Annotated in this window: 21 protein-coding genes; 16 read left to right on the forward strand and 5 right to left on the reverse strand. The window is 65.3% G+C overall.

The annotated features are described in order from the left end of the window. Window positions 1-4: 4 nt before the first annotated feature. The 6 genes from AAN986_RS14985 to AAN986_RS15010 all read left to right on the forward strand — a co-directional run bounded on the left by AAN986_RS14985 (window position 5) and on the right by AAN986_RS15010 (window position 2,737). On the forward strand, window positions 5-301 hold the full coding sequence (locus tag AAN986_RS14985) for a hypothetical protein (RefSeq protein ID WP_034395063.1): 297 nt from the start codon (window positions 5-7) through the stop codon (window positions 299-301). A gap of 5 nt (window positions 302-306) precedes the next feature. Continuing rightward, window positions 307-594 (forward strand): hypothetical protein, encoded by a 288-nt coding sequence (locus AAN986_RS14990; protein WP_349335336.1) that lies wholly within the window; start codon window positions 307-309, stop codon window positions 592-594. A gap of 76 nt (window positions 595-670) precedes the next feature. Beyond that, window positions 671-1,087 (forward strand): hypothetical protein, encoded by a 417-nt coding sequence (locus AAN986_RS14995; RefSeq protein ID WP_349335337.1) that lies wholly within the window; start codon window positions 671-673, stop codon window positions 1,085-1,087. A 38-nt stretch (window positions 1,088-1,125) separates the two neighbouring features. After that, window positions 1,126-1,977, forward strand: coding sequence for a YfdQ family protein (locus tag AAN986_RS15000; RefSeq protein WP_349335338.1), 852 nt, complete (start codon window positions 1,126-1,128; stop codon window positions 1,975-1,977). 272 nt (window positions 1,978-2,249) lie between these two features. Then, entirely contained in the window at window positions 2,250-2,432 is a 183-nt protein-coding gene (locus AAN986_RS15005) for a hypothetical protein (protein WP_349335339.1), read from the forward strand. Window positions 2,433-2,461: 29 nt separating this feature from the next. Further along, complete coding sequence (locus AAN986_RS15010; protein ID WP_349335340.1) at window positions 2,462-2,737, forward strand: H-NS histone family protein; 276 nt, start codon at window positions 2,462-2,464, stop codon at window positions 2,735-2,737. 51 nt (window positions 2,738-2,788) lie between these two features. On the opposite strand, the gene AAN986_RS15015 is transcribed toward AAN986_RS15010, so the two are convergent. Further along, window positions 2,789-3,364, reverse strand: coding sequence for a hypothetical protein (locus tag AAN986_RS15015; RefSeq protein ID WP_349335341.1), 576 nt, complete (start codon window positions 3,362-3,364; stop codon window positions 2,789-2,791). 173 nt (window positions 3,365-3,537) lie between these two features. On the opposite strand from AAN986_RS15015, the gene AAN986_RS15020 reads away from it, so the two are divergent. The 3 genes from AAN986_RS15020 to AAN986_RS15030 all read left to right on the forward strand — a co-directional run bounded on the left by AAN986_RS15020 (window position 3,538) and on the right by AAN986_RS15030 (window position 6,822). Further along, complete coding sequence (locus AAN986_RS15020; protein WP_349335342.1) at window positions 3,538-4,494, forward strand: phosphoadenosine phosphosulfate reductase family protein; 957 nt, start codon at window positions 3,538-3,540, stop codon at window positions 4,492-4,494. A gap of 52 nt (window positions 4,495-4,546) precedes the next feature. Then, window positions 4,547-6,385 (forward strand): DNA cytosine methyltransferase, encoded by a 1,839-nt coding sequence (locus tag AAN986_RS15025; protein WP_349335343.1) that lies wholly within the window; start codon window positions 4,547-4,549, stop codon window positions 6,383-6,385. A gap of 191 nt (window positions 6,386-6,576) precedes the next feature. Continuing rightward, window positions 6,577-6,822: an AlpA family phage regulatory protein gene (locus AAN986_RS15030; protein ID WP_012205378.1), complete on the forward strand. Its 246-nt coding sequence runs from the start codon at window positions 6,577-6,579 to the stop codon at window positions 6,820-6,822. On the opposite strand, the gene AAN986_RS15035 is transcribed toward AAN986_RS15030, so the two are convergent. Next, complete coding sequence (locus AAN986_RS15035) at window positions 6,809-8,083, reverse strand: integrase arm-type DNA-binding domain-containing protein (RefSeq protein ID WP_349335344.1); 1,275 nt, start codon at window positions 8,081-8,083, stop codon at window positions 6,809-6,811. The genes AAN986_RS15030 and AAN986_RS15035 overlap by 14 nt on opposite strands. 188 nt (window positions 8,084-8,271) lie before the next feature. Here AAN986_RS15035 and AAN986_RS15040 point away from each other — a divergent pair, with 188 nt between their 5' ends. Next, entirely contained in the window at window positions 8,272-9,288 is a 1,017-nt protein-coding gene (locus AAN986_RS15040; RefSeq protein ID WP_016445887.1) for a D-2-hydroxyacid dehydrogenase family protein, read from the forward strand. A 53-nt stretch (window positions 9,289-9,341) separates the two neighbouring features. Here the strand turns inward: AAN986_RS15040 and AAN986_RS15045 are convergent, their stop codons facing one another. The 3 genes from AAN986_RS15045 to AAN986_RS15055 are packed head-to-tail and all read right to left on the reverse strand — an operon-like array spanning window position 9,342 to window position 12,227. Beyond that, window positions 9,342-10,157, reverse strand: coding sequence for a hypothetical protein (locus AAN986_RS15045; protein WP_047218144.1), 816 nt, complete (start codon window positions 10,155-10,157; stop codon window positions 9,342-9,344). 3 nt (window positions 10,158-10,160) lie between these two features. Further along, window positions 10,161-10,592 (reverse strand): DNA polymerase III subunit chi, encoded by a 432-nt coding sequence (locus tag AAN986_RS15050; protein WP_043790566.1) that lies wholly within the window; start codon window positions 10,590-10,592, stop codon window positions 10,161-10,163. Window positions 10,593-10,637: 45 nt separating this feature from the next. Continuing rightward, window positions 10,638-12,227 (reverse strand): leucyl aminopeptidase, encoded by a 1,590-nt coding sequence (locus tag AAN986_RS15055; RefSeq protein WP_047218145.1) that lies wholly within the window; start codon window positions 12,225-12,227, stop codon window positions 10,638-10,640. A gap of 23 nt (window positions 12,228-12,250) precedes the next feature. Between AAN986_RS15055 and lptF the strand changes: the two genes are divergently transcribed. The 6 genes from lptF to AAN986_RS15085 all read left to right on the forward strand — a co-directional run bounded on the left by lptF (window position 12,251) and on the right by AAN986_RS15085 (window position 18,188). Further along, the gene (gene lptF / locus AAN986_RS15060) at window positions 12,251-13,378 is read left to right on the forward strand and encodes an LPS export ABC transporter permease LptF (protein ID WP_047218146.1); all 1,128 of its coding nucleotides are present in this window, start codon (window positions 12,251-12,253) and stop codon (window positions 13,376-13,378) included. After that, on the forward strand, window positions 13,378-14,487 hold the full coding sequence (gene lptG / locus AAN986_RS15065; protein ID WP_034363881.1) for an LPS export ABC transporter permease LptG: 1,110 nt from the start codon (window positions 13,378-13,380) through the stop codon (window positions 14,485-14,487). Before lptF ends, lptG begins: the two co-directional genes overlap by 1 nt. A gap of 10 nt (window positions 14,488-14,497) precedes the next feature. After that, window positions 14,498-14,911 carry a CbiX/SirB N-terminal domain-containing protein gene (locus AAN986_RS15070; RefSeq protein WP_016445881.1) on the forward strand — a complete coding sequence of 138 codons (414 nt, stop codon included), beginning with the start codon at window positions 14,498-14,500 and terminating at the stop codon, window positions 14,909-14,911. Window positions 14,912-14,975: 64 nt separating this feature from the next. Continuing rightward, the gene (locus AAN986_RS15075) at window positions 14,976-15,917 is read left to right on the forward strand and encodes a CysB family HTH-type transcriptional regulator (protein WP_016445880.1); all 942 of its coding nucleotides are present in this window, start codon (window positions 14,976-14,978) and stop codon (window positions 15,915-15,917) included. A 58-nt stretch (window positions 15,918-15,975) separates the two neighbouring features. Further along, a complete protein-coding gene (locus AAN986_RS15080; protein WP_016453527.1) occupies window positions 15,976-17,142 on the forward strand; it encodes a pyridoxal phosphate-dependent aminotransferase in 1,167 nt (388 codons plus the stop codon). A gap of 83 nt (window positions 17,143-17,225) precedes the next feature. Continuing rightward, a complete protein-coding gene (locus AAN986_RS15085) occupies window positions 17,226-18,188 on the forward strand; it encodes a helix-turn-helix transcriptional regulator (RefSeq protein WP_017407655.1) in 963 nt (320 codons plus the stop codon). Window positions 18,189-18,243 lie beyond the last annotated feature (55 nt).

An 18,243-nucleotide genomic window follows, 5' to 3' on the forward strand; every position in this document is an offset into this window, starting at 1 on the left:
GCTCATGAGCCAATCCACAGACCCCATCGAAGGCGTGCGCGTCACCCACGAGATCACGTCCAACCACCACGCCCATGCCATGACGCATGTGGCTGAGCCGATCATCGAAATCCTGAGCGCCTATGGCCAGCGCAACGGCAACACGTTTGCCCTGTATGGCGGCCTGTATGCCATGGGCTGCGCCCTGGCCAGCATCGGCGCGAACCTGGAGCCCGGCGTGGATCTGCGTCAGCAGCTCGAACCCATGCTCGCCGGCTACCAGGCAATGCGCGAGTCCCAGGTCAAGGCACAGGCCCACTGATCGCCATGCCGAATCCCGAGAAGCTCAACCTCTCGCAGATCTGTGCGGCCTTCGCGCCCGTGCTCCAGCTCAGCGCCGCAAACCTCGTCGCCCTGGGCGTGCCCTTCGAGAAGGACCGCAACGCAGTGCTGATGAACGCCCGCGACCTGCCGCGCCTGGCCGATGCCCTGATCGACCAGCTCTATGCCAAGCGCGAGGAATTCCTGGCCGGGCCCACGCCGCGCGCGCCAGCGATCCGTGCGCCCGCAATCCAGCACCTGCCGGCCGACGACACCGAAGGCGGCGCGATATAGCCGATCCTCCCCTGCTCTCCCTCAAAGCCCACCACCTGGTGGGCATTTTTTTGCCTCAACCAGATAGGAGCACCCAGTGAGCAAGCTCATCAATCCCACCCTCAAATCCAGGCGCCAGGCCTTCGCCGACTTCCTGGCAAACAGCGCGCCCTTCCTGGGCGAGGAAGCCACCGAGGCCCTGAACGACCTGGTGCACGCCACCACGGAAACGGGCAAAGCTGGTTCGCTGACTCTGACCATCAAGATGAAGCCGATCGGCGGCAAGGCCGGCCAGATGGAGCTGGACACCGATGTGAAGACCAAGCTGCCCGCGCCTACGAAGGGCCGAACCATCCTCTTCACCACCCCCGACAACAACCTGCAGCGCAGCGATCCACGCCAGCAAACGCTGGATGGCGTGCGCGACGTGTCGCAGGAAACCATTGCCCAGAAGGAGCTGCGCCAAACCGCCCCAGCCCCTGAGCAGCAGCCCGGCCTGCGCGTCGTCGGCTGACTCCCATTTCCTCAACCCAGTCCCTCAAGGAGAACCCCGTGGACCTGCAAGACACCAAGACCGAAACCGCCAGCCGTGAAATCCAGGCGGCCAGCCACCAACCCGTCCGCTTTGTCGGCGCCGGCGCACCCATCGTGCTGCTCCCCGAAGGCTTCACTGCTGAAGACCCGAGCTACACGCTCGCGGCCCCGACCCGCAAGAAGGGCACGGTGCAGTTGAACGATGCCGAATCGTTTATCGCCGTGGTCAACGACCAGAAGGGTGAATCCACTCGTCTGTTCAGCACCATCGACCCGCCCACCTTCACTGCCGTGTTCAATCACATCGCGTTCGGCAGTGGCTGGGGCGATCACCAAGCTCGCTACAACGCTCCCCTCTCGCCGGAGTGGAAGGCGTGGACAGGCATGGATGGCAAGAAGGTGGGCCAGGTCGAGCTCGCGCAGTTCATCGAGAGCAACCTGGTCGATGTCGTCTACATCGCAGCCGACCCTGCCACGCGCGAACCTGGCAGCCCGGACGGCTCTACGTTGCTGGAGGTGTGCCGCACGCTGGAAGCCAAGAAGAAGGTGGACTTCAAGAGCAGCGTACGCCTCTCGGACGGCTCGACCCAGTTCACCTACGACGAAGACGTGCAGGGCAGCGCGCGCCAGGGCCAACTTCAGGTGCCCGAGCAGTTCAGCCTGGGCATTCCCGTCTTCGAGAACGGCGACAAGTGGCGTGTGGATGTGCGCTTGCGCTACCGCATCGACGGCGGCAACCTCGTCATGTGGTTGGAGCTGGTCCGTCCGCACAAGGTGGTTGAGCAGGCCGTGAAGGACCTGCGCGAAAAGATCGCCGCCGCCACCGAGCTGCAGATCCTCAACGGCGCGCCGAACACTGCGCGCAACTGATTGCGGGGGCGCCTATCTTGGGCGCCCTTTGCGAACTCCCCCGCCATGGCCACACCACCTGAAAAGGTCTGCACCACCTGCGGCGAGCCCTGGCCCGCCGACGTGGGCTTTTTCCGCGCCCTGGTCAAAAGCCCCGACGGGCTGGCCGACTAGTGCAACGCCTGCGTGTGTGACAAGTACCGCCGCTATCGCATCCGCAACCCCTCCCGCCCGCGCGCCACCGACATGCTCGCCAGTATCTGGATGCGGCCGGCGGCCCCAGCCTCAACAGCATGAACCAAGACACCGAACACCAGCCCACGCGCGCCGAGCGCGATCTGCCAGCCGCGCGCCGCGCCGCCGAACGTGCCTGCGCCATCTGGTGGGACGAGCAGAAGCCCACGCACTGCTTCGGCTGTGGCGCCGAACTGCCCGAAGACCATCACCGCGGCGATGCCCTGCCCTGCGGCCATTGACCACCACGTCCCAGAAAGGAAACCCTGAAATGACCGAATACCAGAACCTGCTGGCCCGCAAGGCCGAACTCGAAGCCCAGATCGCCCAGGCCCAGGCCGAGCGCAAAGCCGAGGGCATCGCCGCGGCCCGCGCGCTGATCCAGGAGCACGGCCTGACCGCTGCCGATGTCTTCCCGCCCGCGAAGTCCAAGGGCAGCGTGGGCGCCCCGAAGTACCGCGACCCGGCCACCGGTGCGACGTGGACCGGGCGGGGCAAGCCGCCGAACTGGATCAATGGCAAGGACCGGGCCGCTTTTGCCATTTAAGCAAACATGAAAAAGGGGCGCCACGCGCCCCAAACTATTGCAGATCGTTGATTAATTGACCTGCAGATTTTTAAAACACCGTTCAACAACTTGCCTGTTGATGGTGACAGGCCTCAATGTGCATCCTTCGCCAGCCGACCAGTCAATACCAGTGACAAAAGGATTCGTAACAGTTGTGTTTTGAGGACCAGGATTCACAGGGGTTTGAATAGTTATCTGACACGCATCCCAGCGGCGTGGCATGCTATTGCTTTGATGATAAATCGGATATGCACCATTTGGACACAAAATTCCGGTGTGAATTGCTACGCGGCCAGACTGTGCTCCAGAAGTTTTGTCGTAAAGATCAAACATTACTGGGTAAAACTTCTTGTTGTACGCCCACATCCCACCACATCCAGGCGCATCCCAAACTTCGCATATCCAGTAATTACCAACATACATATTAGAGTAGTCCCTAACCTCTGCATCTTTAGCGGCAACTGCTGACTCCAGAACTTCATATCGAGTTGCACCCACTTGCCAAGTAGGTATTGGCTCAACATAAATGGTTTTATTGTACATTTGCTGCGAATTGGCTGAAGCAGCAATAAAAGCCGCGAAAAGCAGCGCTATAAAATTCCTCATAATTCTCCCTAATTAATAGTATCAAGTACTTCATTGCAAAGTACGACGGCAATCGTATCATTTCTTAATGGAGCGGCATGAGCACAGCGCATGGGCGCTGTCCTGATACCTCCCCTCCAACTTCCAAAGCCAGCCAGCGAGCTGGTTTTTTTTCGTCCCGAGGAACCCGCCCCATGGCGACAAAGCACGTCATTTCCGTATCTGGCGGCAAAGACAGCACAGCCGTGCTGCTGCTCGCCCTGGAGCGCTGTCCGCCTGGCAGCGTGGTCCCGATCTTTTGCGACACGGGCAACGAGCACCAGGCTGTCTATGACTACCTGGCCTATCTGGAGCAGGCCCTGGGCGTGACCATCCACCGGCTGCGCGCGGACTTCAGCCGCCAGCTGCTGGCCAAGCGCATGTTTATCGCCCGTGACGTGCGCACGGGGCGCGACAAGGCCGGCCGCCGCCTGCGCTGGTCGAACAAGGCCAAGCGCCGCGCCCTGGCCGTGATGCAACCGAGCGGCAACCCGTTCTTGGACCTGTGCATGTGGAAGGGCCGTTTCCCGTCTCGCATGGCCCAGTTCTGCACTGAGGAATTGAAGCGCAACATGGCCGTAGGCTTCCAGATGGATCTGATGGACGCCGGCCATTGCGTCATCAGCTGGCAGGGCGTGCGCCGCGATGAATCCCAGCGCCGCCGCAATGCCAAGAAGTCCGAGCGCGTGGCGCCGCGGCTGCGCATCTTCCGGCCCATCGTGGACTGGACAGCCGCCCAGGTGTTCGACCTGGCCGCCTCACAGCGCGTGCAGCCCAATCCCCTCTATCTGCAGGGCATGGGCCGCGTCGGCTGTATGCCCTGCATCAACTGCGGCAAAGACGAGCTGCGCCAAATCTCCGTGCGCTGGCCCGAGCACATCGAGCGCATCGCCGAATGGGAGCGCATCGTCAGCGCGTGCTCGAAGCGCGGAGGCTCAACCTTCATGACCGACGCCCACACAGGGCAGGACCGGCGCCAGGTCTTCGCAGACCTCAATGTCTGGTCCCGCATTGAGTGGGCCAAGACCACGCGCGGCGGCCGGCAGTACGACCTGCTGGCCGGCCTGGACGAACCCCACGCATGCGCATCGGCCTACGGCCTGTGCGAGTGAACACAAACCCAGAGCCCGCACAACGCGGGCTTTTCTCATTCTGAGGAGCCGCATGCTTACCCCTCAATTTCTCCTGCCCCTCGCGGCCAAGCTGGTGATCGACCTGTTTGCCGGTGGCGGCGGCGCATCGACTGGCATTGAGCAAGCCATTGGCCGCCCGGTCGATGCCGCAATCAACCACGATGCCGACGCCATCGGCATGCACGAGGTCAACCACCCGCAGACGCGCCACTACCGCGCCGACATCCGCGAGGTGGACCCACTGTCCGTGACCAAGGGCGAGCTGGTGGGCCTGCTGCACGCATCCCCGGACTGCACGCACCACAGTCAGGCCCTGGGCGGCCAGCCGCGCAACGGGGAAATCCGCTCGCTTGCCTGGATCGTCATCCGCTGGGCCGGCAAGACCCACCCCGATGTCATCACGCTGGAGAACGTCGAGCAGATGATGCAGTGGTCCCCCCTGATTGCGAAGCGCGATCCCGCCACCGGCCGCGCCATCACGCTGGACCGCATCACGGACCCCGCCACGGGGAAAGCCACCTTCCGCGTAGCCGAACCCGGCGAGGTGGTGCCGCGTGGCAATCAGTTCCTGGTGCCGGACCCCAAGCACAAGGGCCGCAACTGGCGCCACTTCATCCAGGCGCTGCGCGACCTGGGCTACAAGGTCGAATGGCGGGTGATCTGCAACGCCACCCTGGGCTCACGCAGCACCCGCACGCGGCTGTACCTGATCGCCCGCCGCGACGGCCTGCCCATCGTGTGGCCAGCGCAGACGCACTGGAAGAATCCGAAGGCGGGCCAGAAGCCATTCCGCCAGGCAGCCGAGTGCATCGACTGGAGCATCCCCGGGCAAAGCATCTTCGGGCGCAAGAAGGAACTGGCGCCGGCCACCATGCGGCGGATCGCGCATGGCCTGGACAAGTTCGTGCTGAACAGCCCCCAGCCATTTATCGTGAACATGGCCCACGGCGGGAAGATCGAAATGCTCGACCGCCCCATGAGCACCATCGCCACGGAGAAAGGCGGCTGCCGCGCCCTGGTTTCCCCCACCCTGATCCAGATGGGCTACGGCGAAGCCAAGGGCCAGGCCCCGCGCGTGCTGGATCTGTCCCAACCCCTGGGCACGGCCGTGGCCGGCGGCATCAAGCACGCCATCAGCTCGGCACACCTGGTGCAGGCCGGGCACGGCGAGGGCAAGGACGGTGGCAAGCGCTGGAGTCACGGGGCCAACGACATCCGGGGACCTCTGGGCACGGTGACGGCTAGCGGCGGTGGGCAGAGCCTGGCATCCGCGTTCATGGTCCAGGCCAACGGCGGGTTCAACAGCACGCCGGCCCGCGACCTGCGCGACCCTGTATCGACCGTGACCACCAGCGGCAGCCAGCAGCAGTTGATCGCCGCGCATCTGTGCACGCTGCGCCGAAACAGCGTGGGCCGCGACATGCGCGAGCCCGTGCCCACCGTCACGGCCGGGGCCGAGCACCATGCCCTGATCCAGTACCACCTGTCGCCCGAGCAGGAGGCCGGCGCCCTGCGCTGCGCAGCCTTCCTGATGCGCTACCACGCAAGCGGAGGCCAGGGGGCGGACCTGCGTGACCCGATGACCACGATCACCACGCGCGACCGCCTGGCGCTCGTGACCGTGTGGCTCAAGGGCGAGCCCTGGGTGATCGTGGACATCACGCTGCGCATGCTGGTGCCGCGCGAGCTCTACAACGCCCAGGACTTCCCTGAAAACTATGTGATTGACCGCACGGCTGCCGGAAAGGTGCTGACCAAAACAGCCCAGGTCCGCATGGTCGGTAACTCCGTGAGCCCCGTGCCCATGCGGCAAATCGTCTCGCTCAACTCCCCCGAGTCCACTGCCTGGCAGCTACGCCGGGCCGCCTGATCCCTCCCACCAAGCCCGCCACGCGCGGGCCGCCGCAACAACGCGGTTCTGCGAGCGTGCCCACAACAACAAGGAGACCTGATCATGGCCAGCAAGAAGCGACACGACTGGCACGACAAGCGCGCGCCACACCGCGACGACGAACCATCCACCTGGCCCGCACCCGCGGGCCTTTTTCATTGAGGACGCCCATGTCCAAGAGCATCACTCTGAACTTTGCACCTGCCGTGCTCGGCCGCGAGCATGCCGCAGCCTACGTGGCGCTGAGCGTCAGTTCCTTCGAACAACTGGTACGTGAGCGCCAGATACCCCAGCCCCGCCAGCTGTCTGCCAGGCGCGTGGGCTGGCTGCGCGCGGAGCTCGATGACTGGTCCGCCCGGCGGCCAGCGTCTGAGCTGTTGCCACCAGAGAACACCGGCGCCCCTAAGCCCCGATGAACTCCTCCAACTTCGCATCGAGCGCTGCCAGCCATTGGCGGCGCTCTGCGTCGTACCTGTAGAGGTTGTAGTCGCCGGCCACGCCAGGGAGGACGTGGCCAAGGATCGCCTCTCCAACCTCATGTGGACAGCCCATCGACGCAAGGATGGTGCGCCCCGTCCGGCGAAGATCATGCGGTGACCAATGCGTCACGGTCAGCCGCGCCCGCCGGTGCTCGGGCTTCGTCTTGCTGTAGGGCTGCAGATAATGCACCTTGGTCTGCATGTAGGCCTGGGTCTGCCCTTTCAGCACCCCATCCCGCCCGATGCTCGGGAATAGCCATTGCCCCTCATTCGCCAGCAGACGTCGCACGATCTGCTCGGCCCGACCGAACAAAGGCACACGCAGGTCATGTGCGACCTCAACGTGTCGAATCTTCATTGCCTCCTTGGGCACGGTCCACCAAAGCACACCCCCCTCTTCCGACAATTGCTTCTTCTGCATCTGGCAGATCTCCCCGCCACGCGTGCATGTCCACAGCTGCAGCGTCAGGAAATCCCGAACCTGCTGGCTGAACATCGACAGCTCGCCACCGATCAGCGTCTTGATTTCCGCACCGCTCAGCACACGCTTGCTGGTGCCCTTGTGCTTGCCATCGCGCACTGCGCCTTTGCTGCGGAGCTTGTGGGACGTGCGTTCCGCCCACCAGTTCGGCAGACCATCAGGGATCTTCCCCGACTCCAACCCTACGCGCCACGCGGCCGCCATCTCCGTCTTCACGGACTTGGCCAGCACGGGCCGGTCAGCCAGGCCTTCAATGACGTCGTACACGAAAGAGCGCCCCACCTCGGCCACGGATGTCGACTCGCGTCCCGATATCGCATTGCGCAGCCGCTGCTCTATGTTGCGGGCACCCTTGGCCTCACGATTGACCCTGAGATACCGTGCGGCATAGTCGTCAACCAGCATGCTCAGTGTGTAAACCTGTGCAACCGGTTGCGCCACTGCCTTGCGCGCCAGCTTGCGCTCGTCTGCAGGATCCCGCCCCTGTTCACGCAAGTCCCGTGCTGCCTGCCATTCGGCTGCGGCCTGAGCAGGAGACATGGCCGGCCACTGCCCAAGCTTGACCTGCTTGAGCTTTGCCGAATCCGCCAAGCTTCTGTAACGATAGGTCCATGATTTCGTACTGGCCGATGCCTCGAGCCTCAGGCCCGGACAACCTTGTACGACAATGTGTTCGCCCTGCTTTAGGGCCTTGGCTGCACGCGCGTCAAAGAACATCTGAAGCTATACCTTGAGTGCCGGAAAAACCTACACAAAACCTATACCGAGCGGTGAAGTGTAGACGAGTCCAGGCAAGTGCAGATGAAGCACAAAGGTAAGCGCAGGAATGGAATAAATCATTTGCCGACAACCTCTTGCGCGGCAACCCAGAGATAAATCAAAGGCTTATGAGAGATTCACAGGCAATGAACATCATCATTCTTGACGACTACCAGGACGCCGTACGCAAGCTGGACTGTGCGCGGCTGCTGGAGCCGTTCAACGCCAAGGTCTTCACCAATACCGTCAAGGGTGTGGGCCAGCTGTCGGTGCGGTTGCGCGATGCGGACATCATCGTGCTGATCCGCGAACGCACGCAGATCAGCCGGCAGTTGCTGGAAAAACTCCCGCGCCTGAAGCTGATCGCGCAGACCGGCAAGGCCGGCGCCCATATCGACGTGCAGGCCTGCACCGACCAGGGCGTTGCGATTGCCGAGGGCGTGGGCTCGCCCATCGCACCGGCCGAGCTGACCTGGTCGCTGATCATGGCGGCCACGCGGCGGCTGCCGCAGTACATCGCCAACCTCAAGCACGGCGCATGGCAGCAATCGGGGTTCAAGGCGGCGTCCATGCCCGCCAATTTCGGGCTGGGCAGCGTGCTGCACGGGCGCACGCTGGGCATCTGGGGGTATGGCCGCATTGGCAGGCTGGTGGCCCACTATGGCCATGCCTTCGGCATGAAGGTTCTGGTCTGGGGCAGTGAGTCCTCGCGCCAGAAGGCCCAGGCCGACGGCTTTTCGGCCGCCGCTTCGCGCGAGGATTTCTTTGCCGAATCCGATGTGCTGTCCATGCATCTTCGCCTGCATGAGGCCACACGCGGCATCGTCACCGCCCAGGATCTGGCGCGCATGAGACCCACAGCCCTGTTCGTGAACACCTCGCGCGCCGAACTGGTGGAGGCCGATGCGCTGCTGGGCGCGCTCAACCGTGGCCGCCCCGGCCTGGCGGCCGTGGATGTCTTCGAGAGCGAGCCCATTCTCCAGGGCCACGCACTGCTGCGGCTGGAGAACTGCATCTGCACGCCGCACATCGGCTATGTGGAGCAAGACAGCTATGAGCTGTATTTCCGCGCCGCCTTCGACAATGTGGTGAACTTCGCTGCAGGCCAGCCCAGCAACATCCTCAATCCCGAGGTGTTCTCAGGCCCGGCACGCGCAGGCTGAAGGCCGGGTCAGGCGGGCACCTCTCACCCTTCACCCGCCTACCCGATCACGGATCAACGCCCCCCGCCCTGTACAGCATCGCCGCGTGCGGCACTCGCCCGGTGGGCCAGTTCGTCGGCCACGGCCTCGTAGACGGCTTGGCGCACCACCGACTCCACCTCTTCGCGCAGGCGCACGACGATGGATCGCGTCTGCTGCTGCACCACCGTGGCGATGGCATCACGCAGGCGCTGGTCCAGCACCAGGTCCACGCGCTGCATGAGGCGATGGACCAGATACTCCTCGGTGACCTGCTGCGCGTGGCTGTCCCAGATGGACTCCATGGTGGGCAATGCACAGGCGGGTGATGCCCCAAGTGCTCCAGGTGCCGCAGATGCCGGATCCGGCTCGACCCCTTGCGTGGCAGCGTCGGCCTGCACCACCGGCGCGGCAAGAATGGCATCCTCGATCGATGCGGCCGGGGCCACCTCTGGCACATCGGCCGGCTCGGCAACTTCGGCCACTTCGAGCAGACGGCTCTCCTGGGCCAGCTGCATTTCCACGGACGGCGCACTGGGCGGCAGATAGTCGGAATGCACGGGCTGCACTGCAGGCCGCGGGCCCTGTCCAGGCGGCGCAGGCTCGGCGACCATGGACCGCTGGAGTTGCAGATCCAGGGGCAGCGGCGGCAGGGACGCGGGCATGGAAACCAGGCCGCGGCGTGGCGCAAGCATGCCTTCGCTCGCCCAGGAATCGGTCTCGCCGCTGTGCGGCAGTTCGGACGCAGCGACAGCGGGCGGTTCTACCACCGGCGACTGCACTGCATCGACCGGCACGACATCGGTGAGCGTGGGAACAAAGCGTGGCGGGGTTTTGGAGGGAGCGCTCATGGCTTACTCCTTGAGGACCAGGTCATGGCGCTTGATGGAAATCCCCTGCGCCATGTAGTGCTTCCAGCGCAGCCGGGCCAGATGCCGGTCCTCCTCATCGGTGGCAGACACCACTTCAACGACACGCGCAAAGCGCTCGAATCCTTCTGGCACATCGCCGCCCAGATTCACCAGCATGTCGTGGTGCGGCGCGCTGTCCAGCCGCTCCAGCAGCACGATGGGCGAGAAGGCCACAATGCCGGCCCCATCGCCTTCGACGGCGTGGGCAAGAAAATCGGTGGGCGAGACACTCCAGAGCCTGGGCGACAAGGCCTTGAGCGACGCGGAAGATCCCAGCACCACCAGTTGCGTGCGATGCCGCAGCGCCTTGCGCGCAAGACGGCACACATAGGCCAGCTTGTCGGGCGCGTTGAAATGGAACGCCACTTCAGTCAAGCGACGCTCCTTTCGCGCAGGCCCGTGCGGATGGGGGCGATGCCATCAGGCCTGCTCCGGCTGGACTGCAGCGGCTGCCTTGCGGCGGCTGGCAGAGCCGGCCTTGGGCGCCGCAACCGACTTGGGCGCGCCGGTCCTGGATGGCGCCTTGCCGGCATCGACGCAGGCCAGCAGGTAGTGCAGCAGCAGGCCCACGGGGCGGCCCGTGCCGCCCTTGGCGGCGCCGCTCTTCCAGGCCGTGCCGGCGATGTCCAGATGAGCCCAGGGAATGTCTCCCACGAAGCGCTGCAGGAACTTGGCCGCCGTGACCGCACCACCTGCGCGGCCCGCCACATTGCCCATGTCGGCGAAATTGCTCTTGAGGCCTTCGCCATACTCCTCGTCCAGCGGCATGCGCCAGCAGGGGTCGAGCGCGGCATCGCCCGCCTGCTCCAGCGCACGGGCCAGCTCGTCGCTGGGCGAAAACATGCCGCTGCGCAGCCCGCCCAGGGCGATGACGCAGGCACCGGTCAGCGTGGCGATGTCCACCATGGCGCGGGGCTTGAAGCGGGCGGCGTAGGTCAGCGCATCGCAGAGCACGAGGCGGCCTTCGGCATCGGTGTTGAGGATTTCTATGGTCTGGCCACTCATGCTGGTGACCACGTCGCCCGGCTTGACGGCTGCGCCTCCGGGCATGTTCTCGGAGGCCGGAATGAGCCCGACCACGTTGATGGCCGGCTGCAGCTGGGCCAGCGCCTGGAACACGCCCAGCACGCTGGCGGCACCGCCCATGTCGAACTTCATCTCGTCCATTTCGGCGGCAGGCTTGAGCGAGATGCCGCCGGTATCGAAGGTAATGCCCTTGCCCACCAGCACCACGGGCGCGGAGCCCTTGGCGCCGCCGTTGTAGTGCAGCTCGATGAAGCGCAGCGGCTGCTCCGACCCCTGGGCCACGGCCATGAAGGCGCCCATGCCGAGCTTGGCGACTTCGGCGGGGCCGTGGATCTTGCAGCTGATGCCGGGCAGCTTGGCCAGGGCACGGGCTGCGTCGGCCAGCAGCATGGGAGTGGCGTGGTTGGCCGGGCGATTGGCCCATTCGCGCGCCAGGGCCATGCCTTCGGCCTGGGCCACGGCGATCTTGAAAGCGGCGGCAATGCCGCCCTTGTCCCCGCTCTTGTCGCCGGACTTGCCGGACGCGGCACTGGCGCCCGTCGCCGCGATCACCAGCTTCTTGAGCGCCACAGGCTTGGCCTGGGGCTTGGTGTGGGTATAGCTGTAGCAGGCATCGGCCGCGGCCACCACCGCTGCTGCAACAGCGCCACCCGTGGCCTCGAAGCCGAAGCACAGCACGGCCTTGCCAACGCCGCTTGCCTTGAGGGCCGAGCCTGCGCCTGCCACGGCCTGGCGTACGTCGCGGGCCGAGCCGCTGCCCGCGCCCAGCAGCACGACGCGGCGGGCGGCCACGGCCGGCAGGCCGTACAGTGCCAACTGCTTGCCGGCTGCCGTTTCGAAATCTCCGGCCTTGACCGCGTGAGCGACCAGGGTGGACAGCGCGTCGCTGCCCGTGGCCGTGGCTTCGGTCACCAGCACCAACAACAGGTCACACTTTTCACGTACTGCAGCGGCAGTCGTCAACGGCTTCAGTTCAAAGTTCATAATCGGCGTTTTCCTTTCAGCCAATGTTATTCGATTCATCCATACGCAAAGAGCTGGCCCGCAGCTTCGGTGCCACGGTCGTGGTGCTGATCACGGTCGTCATGACCATGATGCTGATCCGCACGTTGGGTCAGGCTTACAAGGGCAATGTCAGCCCTTCCGACGTTCTGCTGGTCATGGGATATACGGTGCTTGGCCAGTTGCCCACCATCCTGGGCCTGGGACTTTTCGTGGCCGTGGTCGGTTCACTGTCGCGCATGTACCGCGACAGCGAGATGGTGATCTGGTTCGCCGCAGGCCAGGGACTGGCCAGCCTGCTGCGCCCGCTGCTGCGCTTTGCCTGGCCGGTGCTGGCCGTGATCGCCGTGCTGGGCCTGGGCATCCTGCCCTGGGCCAATCAGCAGATCGAGCAGATCAAGACCCAGTTCGAGCAGCGCAGCGACATCGACCGCATCGCTCCCGGTGAGTTCCAGGAGTCTGCCGGCGGCTCGCGCGTGTTCTTCATCGACAAGGACGTGCCCAGCGCCACCGCTGCCAACAATGTGTTCATCGTGGCCAATGAGCGCGGGCGCGAGTCCGTAACCTCGGCGCGCGGGGCGCGGCTGGAAGCGGTCAAGGGCGAACGCATGGCCGTGCTCACCGATGGCCAGCGCATGGAGACGCAGACCAGCGACGGCTCGGTGAAGATCAGCGAGTTCAAGGAATACGGCACGCAGCTCGGCAGCGGCAACAATCTGGCCGCCGCCGAGGAAATGGCCGCGCGCAGCACGTACACGCATGAGCTGCTGCCGCGCACCGAACCCATCTACCGCGCCGAACTGGGCTGGCGCATAGGCCTGCCTCTGGCGGCGCTGAACTTCGTGATCCTGGGCCTGGCCGTGGCCAGCGTGAACCCGCGTGCCGGTGGCAGCGGCAGCCTCATGCTCGCGCTGTTCGCCTTCATCGTGTACTACAACCTCATGACGCTGGGCGAGAACTGGGTGGCCTCGGGCAAGCTGAGCATGCCCGCCATGACGGCCCTGCTGCACGGCGGCACGTTGCTGCTGGCGCTGCTGGTGCTGCTGGTGCGGCACAGGCGCTGGTCGCCGCGCGATCTGTGGCGCAGGCCCTGCAAGCCGACTGCCCTGGACGACGCGAAGGCGGTGCCATGATGAGAGTTCTGAGAAACCTGCTGTACCGCGACATCATCGCGGCCGTCGGCTATGTGACGCTGGCCTTCCTGGCGCTGTTCTTCTTCTTCGATCTGGTCGATGAGCTGCGATGGGTCGGGCGCGGCGGCGACAACGGCTACAAGATCACGCACGCGCTGCTTTTCGTGGTGCTGCGCATTCCCAGCCACCTGTACGAGCTGATGCCCATCACCGTGCTGATCGGCACCATCTACGTGATGGCGCGCTTTGCCCAGAGCTCGGAATTCACCATCATGCGCACCAGCGGCATGGGCCCCTGGCTGGCGCTGCGCACGCTGATGGTGCTGGGCCTGGGCTTTGTGCTGGTCACCTTCGGCACGGGCGACTACCTGGCACCTGCGGCCGAGAACGCGGGCCAGAACATCCGCGCCATCCACCTGGCCCAGCTGTCACGCGGGGCCACGGGTGCCTGGCTCAAGGAGCGCCAGGGCGATCATTCCATTGCCATCAACGTGCGTGCCATTCGCGGGCCCGGCGATTTCTCGAATGTGCGCATCTTCGACTTTGACGGCCAGGGCCGCATCTCTGCCCAGATCCATGCGGAATCGGCGCAGGTGAGCGAAGACGGAGAATCCTGGATGCTCCAGGGCGTGCAGGCCAGCCGCCTGACGGCCAAGGCCGACGGCGGCATGGTGCTGCAGCGCGAGAAAGAAGACAGCATGAACTGGAAGACGGGCATCAGCGCCGAGATGGTCTCGGCCGCTTTGCTCAAGCCCGATCGCATGTCCACCATCTCGCTGTTCCAGTATGTGCGCCACCTGGAAGCCAACGGCCAGGCTGCGCAGAAGTACGAGATCGAGTTCTGGCGCAAGGTCTTCTACCCGATGAGCTGCCTGGTGATGGTGGTGCTGGCCCTGCCTTTCGCCTACCTGCATTTCCGCTCGGGCGGCATCGCGGCCTATGTGTTCGGCGGCGTCATGGCCGGCATCAGCTTCTTCCTGCTGAACAACGTGTTCGGCTACATCGGCACGCTGCAGACCTGGTCGCCCTGGCTGACCGCTGCGGCGCCGGGCCTGCTCTACAGCCTTCTTTCATTGACGGCCTTCACCTGGCTGGTGCTGCGCCGCTAGGACCGTTGCCATGCAAAACGAGACAACATCTGCCGGCAGGACCGGACTGATCCTGCTGGCACACGGCTCGCGCGACGCCTTGTGGCGCCAACCCATCGAGGCCGTGCTGAAGGCCGTTCAGCAGACGCATCCCCAATCCCTGGCCGCCTGCGCCTACCTGGAGGCCTGCGCGCCCGACCTGCCCACTGCCGCACGCGGGCTGGTCGAGGCCGGCGCCACGCACATCACCGTGCTGCCCCTGTTCCTTGGCACGGGCAAGCATGCGCGCGAGGACATCCCGAAGCTGGTGCAGGAGATAAGCGATACCCATCCGCAGGTGGCCGTGGACCTGCAGCCGGCCGTGGGCGAGCATCCGCGTGTCACAGCCCTGCTGGCAGAACTGGCACTGGTGGCCACAGAGCCCCGTGGCGCACCGGGAAGCTGAAATAACGAATCGCTTCTTTATATAAATGCAGCATAATGGCGCGCAGCACCCTGCTGTCACCGCCATGAACCTGCACCAATTCCGATTCGTCCAAGAAGCGGCGCGCCGCAACCTCAACCTCACCGAGGCGGCCAAGGCCCTGCACACCTCGCAGCCCGGCGTCTCCAAGGCCATCATCGAGCTGGAGGAAGAGCTGGGCATCGACATCTTTGCGCGCCACGGCAAGCGCCTCAAGCGCATCACCGAACCCGGCCTGGAGGTGCTCAAGAGCATCGAGCTCATCATGCGCGAGATCGGAAATCTCAAGCGCATCGGCGAGCAGTACAGCGCCCAGGACAGCGGCACGCTGTCGATTGCCACCACCCACACACAGGCCCGTTACGTGCTTCCGCCTGCCGTGGCACGGCTGCGCGACCTGTATCCCAAGGTCACGATCAGCCTGCACCAGGCCACTCCGGCAGAGGTGGCGCGCATGGTCATCGACGAGGTGGCCGACATCGGCATGGCCACCGAATCCCTGGCCGACTACCCCGATCTCGTCACCCTGCCCTGCTACGAATGGCAGCACGTGCTGGTCATGCCCACAGGCCACCCGCTGGCGCAGAAAGAGCGCATCACGCTGGACGACATCGCCCACGAATCGCTGATCACCTACCACCCTTCGTTCACGGGTCGCGGCAAGATCGACCAGGCCTTTGCCACGCGCCGCCTGCGTCCGCGCATCGTGCTGGAGGCCATTGACTCCGACGTGATCAAGACCTATGTGCGCCTGGGCCTGGGCATCGGCATCGTGGCCGAAATGGCCATGCGCGACGACCCGGTCAATGACCTGGTCGTGCGCCCCATGGGCCACCTGTTCGGCCAGAGCGTGGCACGCGTGGCCATCAAGCGAGGTGCCTACCTGCGCAATTTCGTCTACCGATTCGCCGAACTGCTCAGCGACCGCCTGACGCGCGATCTCATCATGCGCGCCATGAACGGCCACGTGCACGACTACGAACTCTGATCCTCCGCCCCACCGGACCTGCAGTGCGGGTCCGCTCCCGCTGTCCGCTGTTTCCGCCATGACTTCTGCCACGCCCCGCACGCCCGCCTTCCCCAGCCGCCTGCCCCATGTGGGCACGACCATCTTCACCACCATGTCGGCCCTGGCCGCCGAGCACCAGGCGGTGAACCTGGGCCAGGGCTTTCCCGATTTCGGCTGCGACCCCAGGCTGGTCGATGCCGTCACGGCCGCCATGCAGGCCGGCCACAACCAGTACCCGCCCATGCCCGGCCTGCCCCAGCTGCGCCAGGCCATGGCCGACAAGATGCAGGCGCTGTACGGCCGCAGCTACGATGCGGGCACCGAGATCACGGTCACGGCCGGCGCCACGCAGGCCATCCTCACCGCCATCCTGGCCACCGTGCATGCTGGCGACGAGGTCATCGTGCTCGACCCCTGCTACGACAGCTACGTGCCCAACATCGAGCTGGCCGGCGGCGTGCCCGTGCGCGTACCGTTGACACCGGGCAGCTTCAAGCCCGACTTCGCCAAAATTGCCGCCGCCATCACGCCGCGCACCCGGCTTTTGATCATCAACAGCCCGCACAACCCCAGCGCCACCATCTGGAGCGATGCCGAGATGCTGCAGCTGCAGGAGCTGCTGGCGCCCACCGACGTGCTGCTGATCAGTGACGAGGTCTACGAGCACATGGTCTACGACGGCCGCCAGCACCAGAGCGCCGCGCGCTTTGCCGGCCTGGCGGCGCGCGCCTTCATCGTCTCCAGCTTCGGCAAGACCTACCATGTCACGGGCTGGAAGGTGGGCACCGTCGCCGCGCCGGCCGCACTCACGGCCGAGTTCCGCAAGGTCCACCAGTTCAACGTCTTCACCGTCAACACGCCCATGCAGGCGGGCTTGGCCAGCTACATGGCCGACCCCGCGCCCTATCTTCAGCTGCCCGCCTTCTACCAGGCCAAGCGCGACCTGTTCCGCCAGGGCCTGGAAGGCTCGCGCCTGCGCCTGCTGCCCACGGCGGGAACCTACTTCGTCTGCGCCGACATCTCGGCCGTGTCGGACCTGGACGAAGCCGCGTTCTGCCAGTGGCTGGTCAAGGAACACGGCGTGGCCGCCATCCCGCTGTCGGCCTTCTATGGCGACGGCTTCGACCAGCGCGTGGTGCGCTTTTGCTTTGCCAAGCAGGACAGCACGCTGCGCGCGGCACTGGATCGGCTGCGCAAACTCTGAGGTTTGTGGGCGAGCGGGCCTGCAGCCCCGGATAATGAGAAGCATTCTCGAATCCAGCTGCGGGCCTTTTGTTCCGCTCACCCATGCCCTCCTCCTCCCAGCGCTACACCACCGCGCAGCTCGACGCCATGCGCCAGCGCCACGGTTTCAGCGTGCGCTTTCTCTCTGCCGTCTCCGAAAGCGATTGCATCTTCGAGGGGCAGGTGCAGGAGCACCAGCTGCCCTCGGGCCTGCAAATGGTCAGCTCCGACATCCGCATCGACCACGGCTATGAATCCACATCCGAGCACCCGCGGCGCTTCACCGCCGTGGTCCTGCTGGACGGCCAGGCCGAGCTGCAGTTGCCGGGCGCCCGCCGTGCACTGAGCGTGACGCGCCATGCGGCGGCGGCATTCTCGTGCGGCGACACCGAGATTCTCAAGGCCACCCATGCCGCAGGCCAGACGGTGCGCGGCTTCAACCTGTCCATCGAGGCGCCCGAGGCCTGCGCCGATGCCGAACTGGCCGAGCTGCTGCACCAGGCCCTGCGGCAACCCGGCCCGCCGCTGCATGCCTGGTCGCTGCCCGAGCATCTGGCGGTGTCGCTGCGCCAGTTGCTCGATGGCGTCTGGAGCGGCAGCCTGGCCCGGCTGCACCGCGAAGGCATTGCGCTGCAGCTGCTGGCCTGCGCACTGCAGGCACATGCGCAGCCGCGGCCTGCGCCCTTGCCGCGCATCCATCCCCGGGACAGGCGCGGCCTGGAGCGCGTACGCGAGTGCATGGATGCAGCGCCGGGCCAGGCGCACAGCCTGGACGACCTGGCGCGCCTGGCCTGCATGAGCCCGACCACGCTGCGCGAGAAATTCCAGGCCGCCTACGGCCAGACCGTGTTCGGCTGGCTGCGCGAGCGCCGCATGCAGCTGGCGCGCGAGCGGCTGGCACAGGGCTGGAGCGTGCAGGAAGCGGCCGACTGCGTGGGCTTTCAGCACGCCAGCAATTTCGCCACGGCCTTTCGCCAGCGCTTCGGCCACGCGCCCAGCCAAGGCAGCCTGCGTCGCAAACCATAGGTCTGGCGTCGCCGGGAACAGGCGGCGGCGGCGCACATTTCCCACAATCCGGGCT

Source organism: Delftia sp. DS1230 (assembly GCF_040112715.1).
Classification (GTDB): domain Bacteria; phylum Pseudomonadota; class Gammaproteobacteria; order Burkholderiales; family Burkholderiaceae_C; genus Comamonas; species Comamonas tsuruhatensis.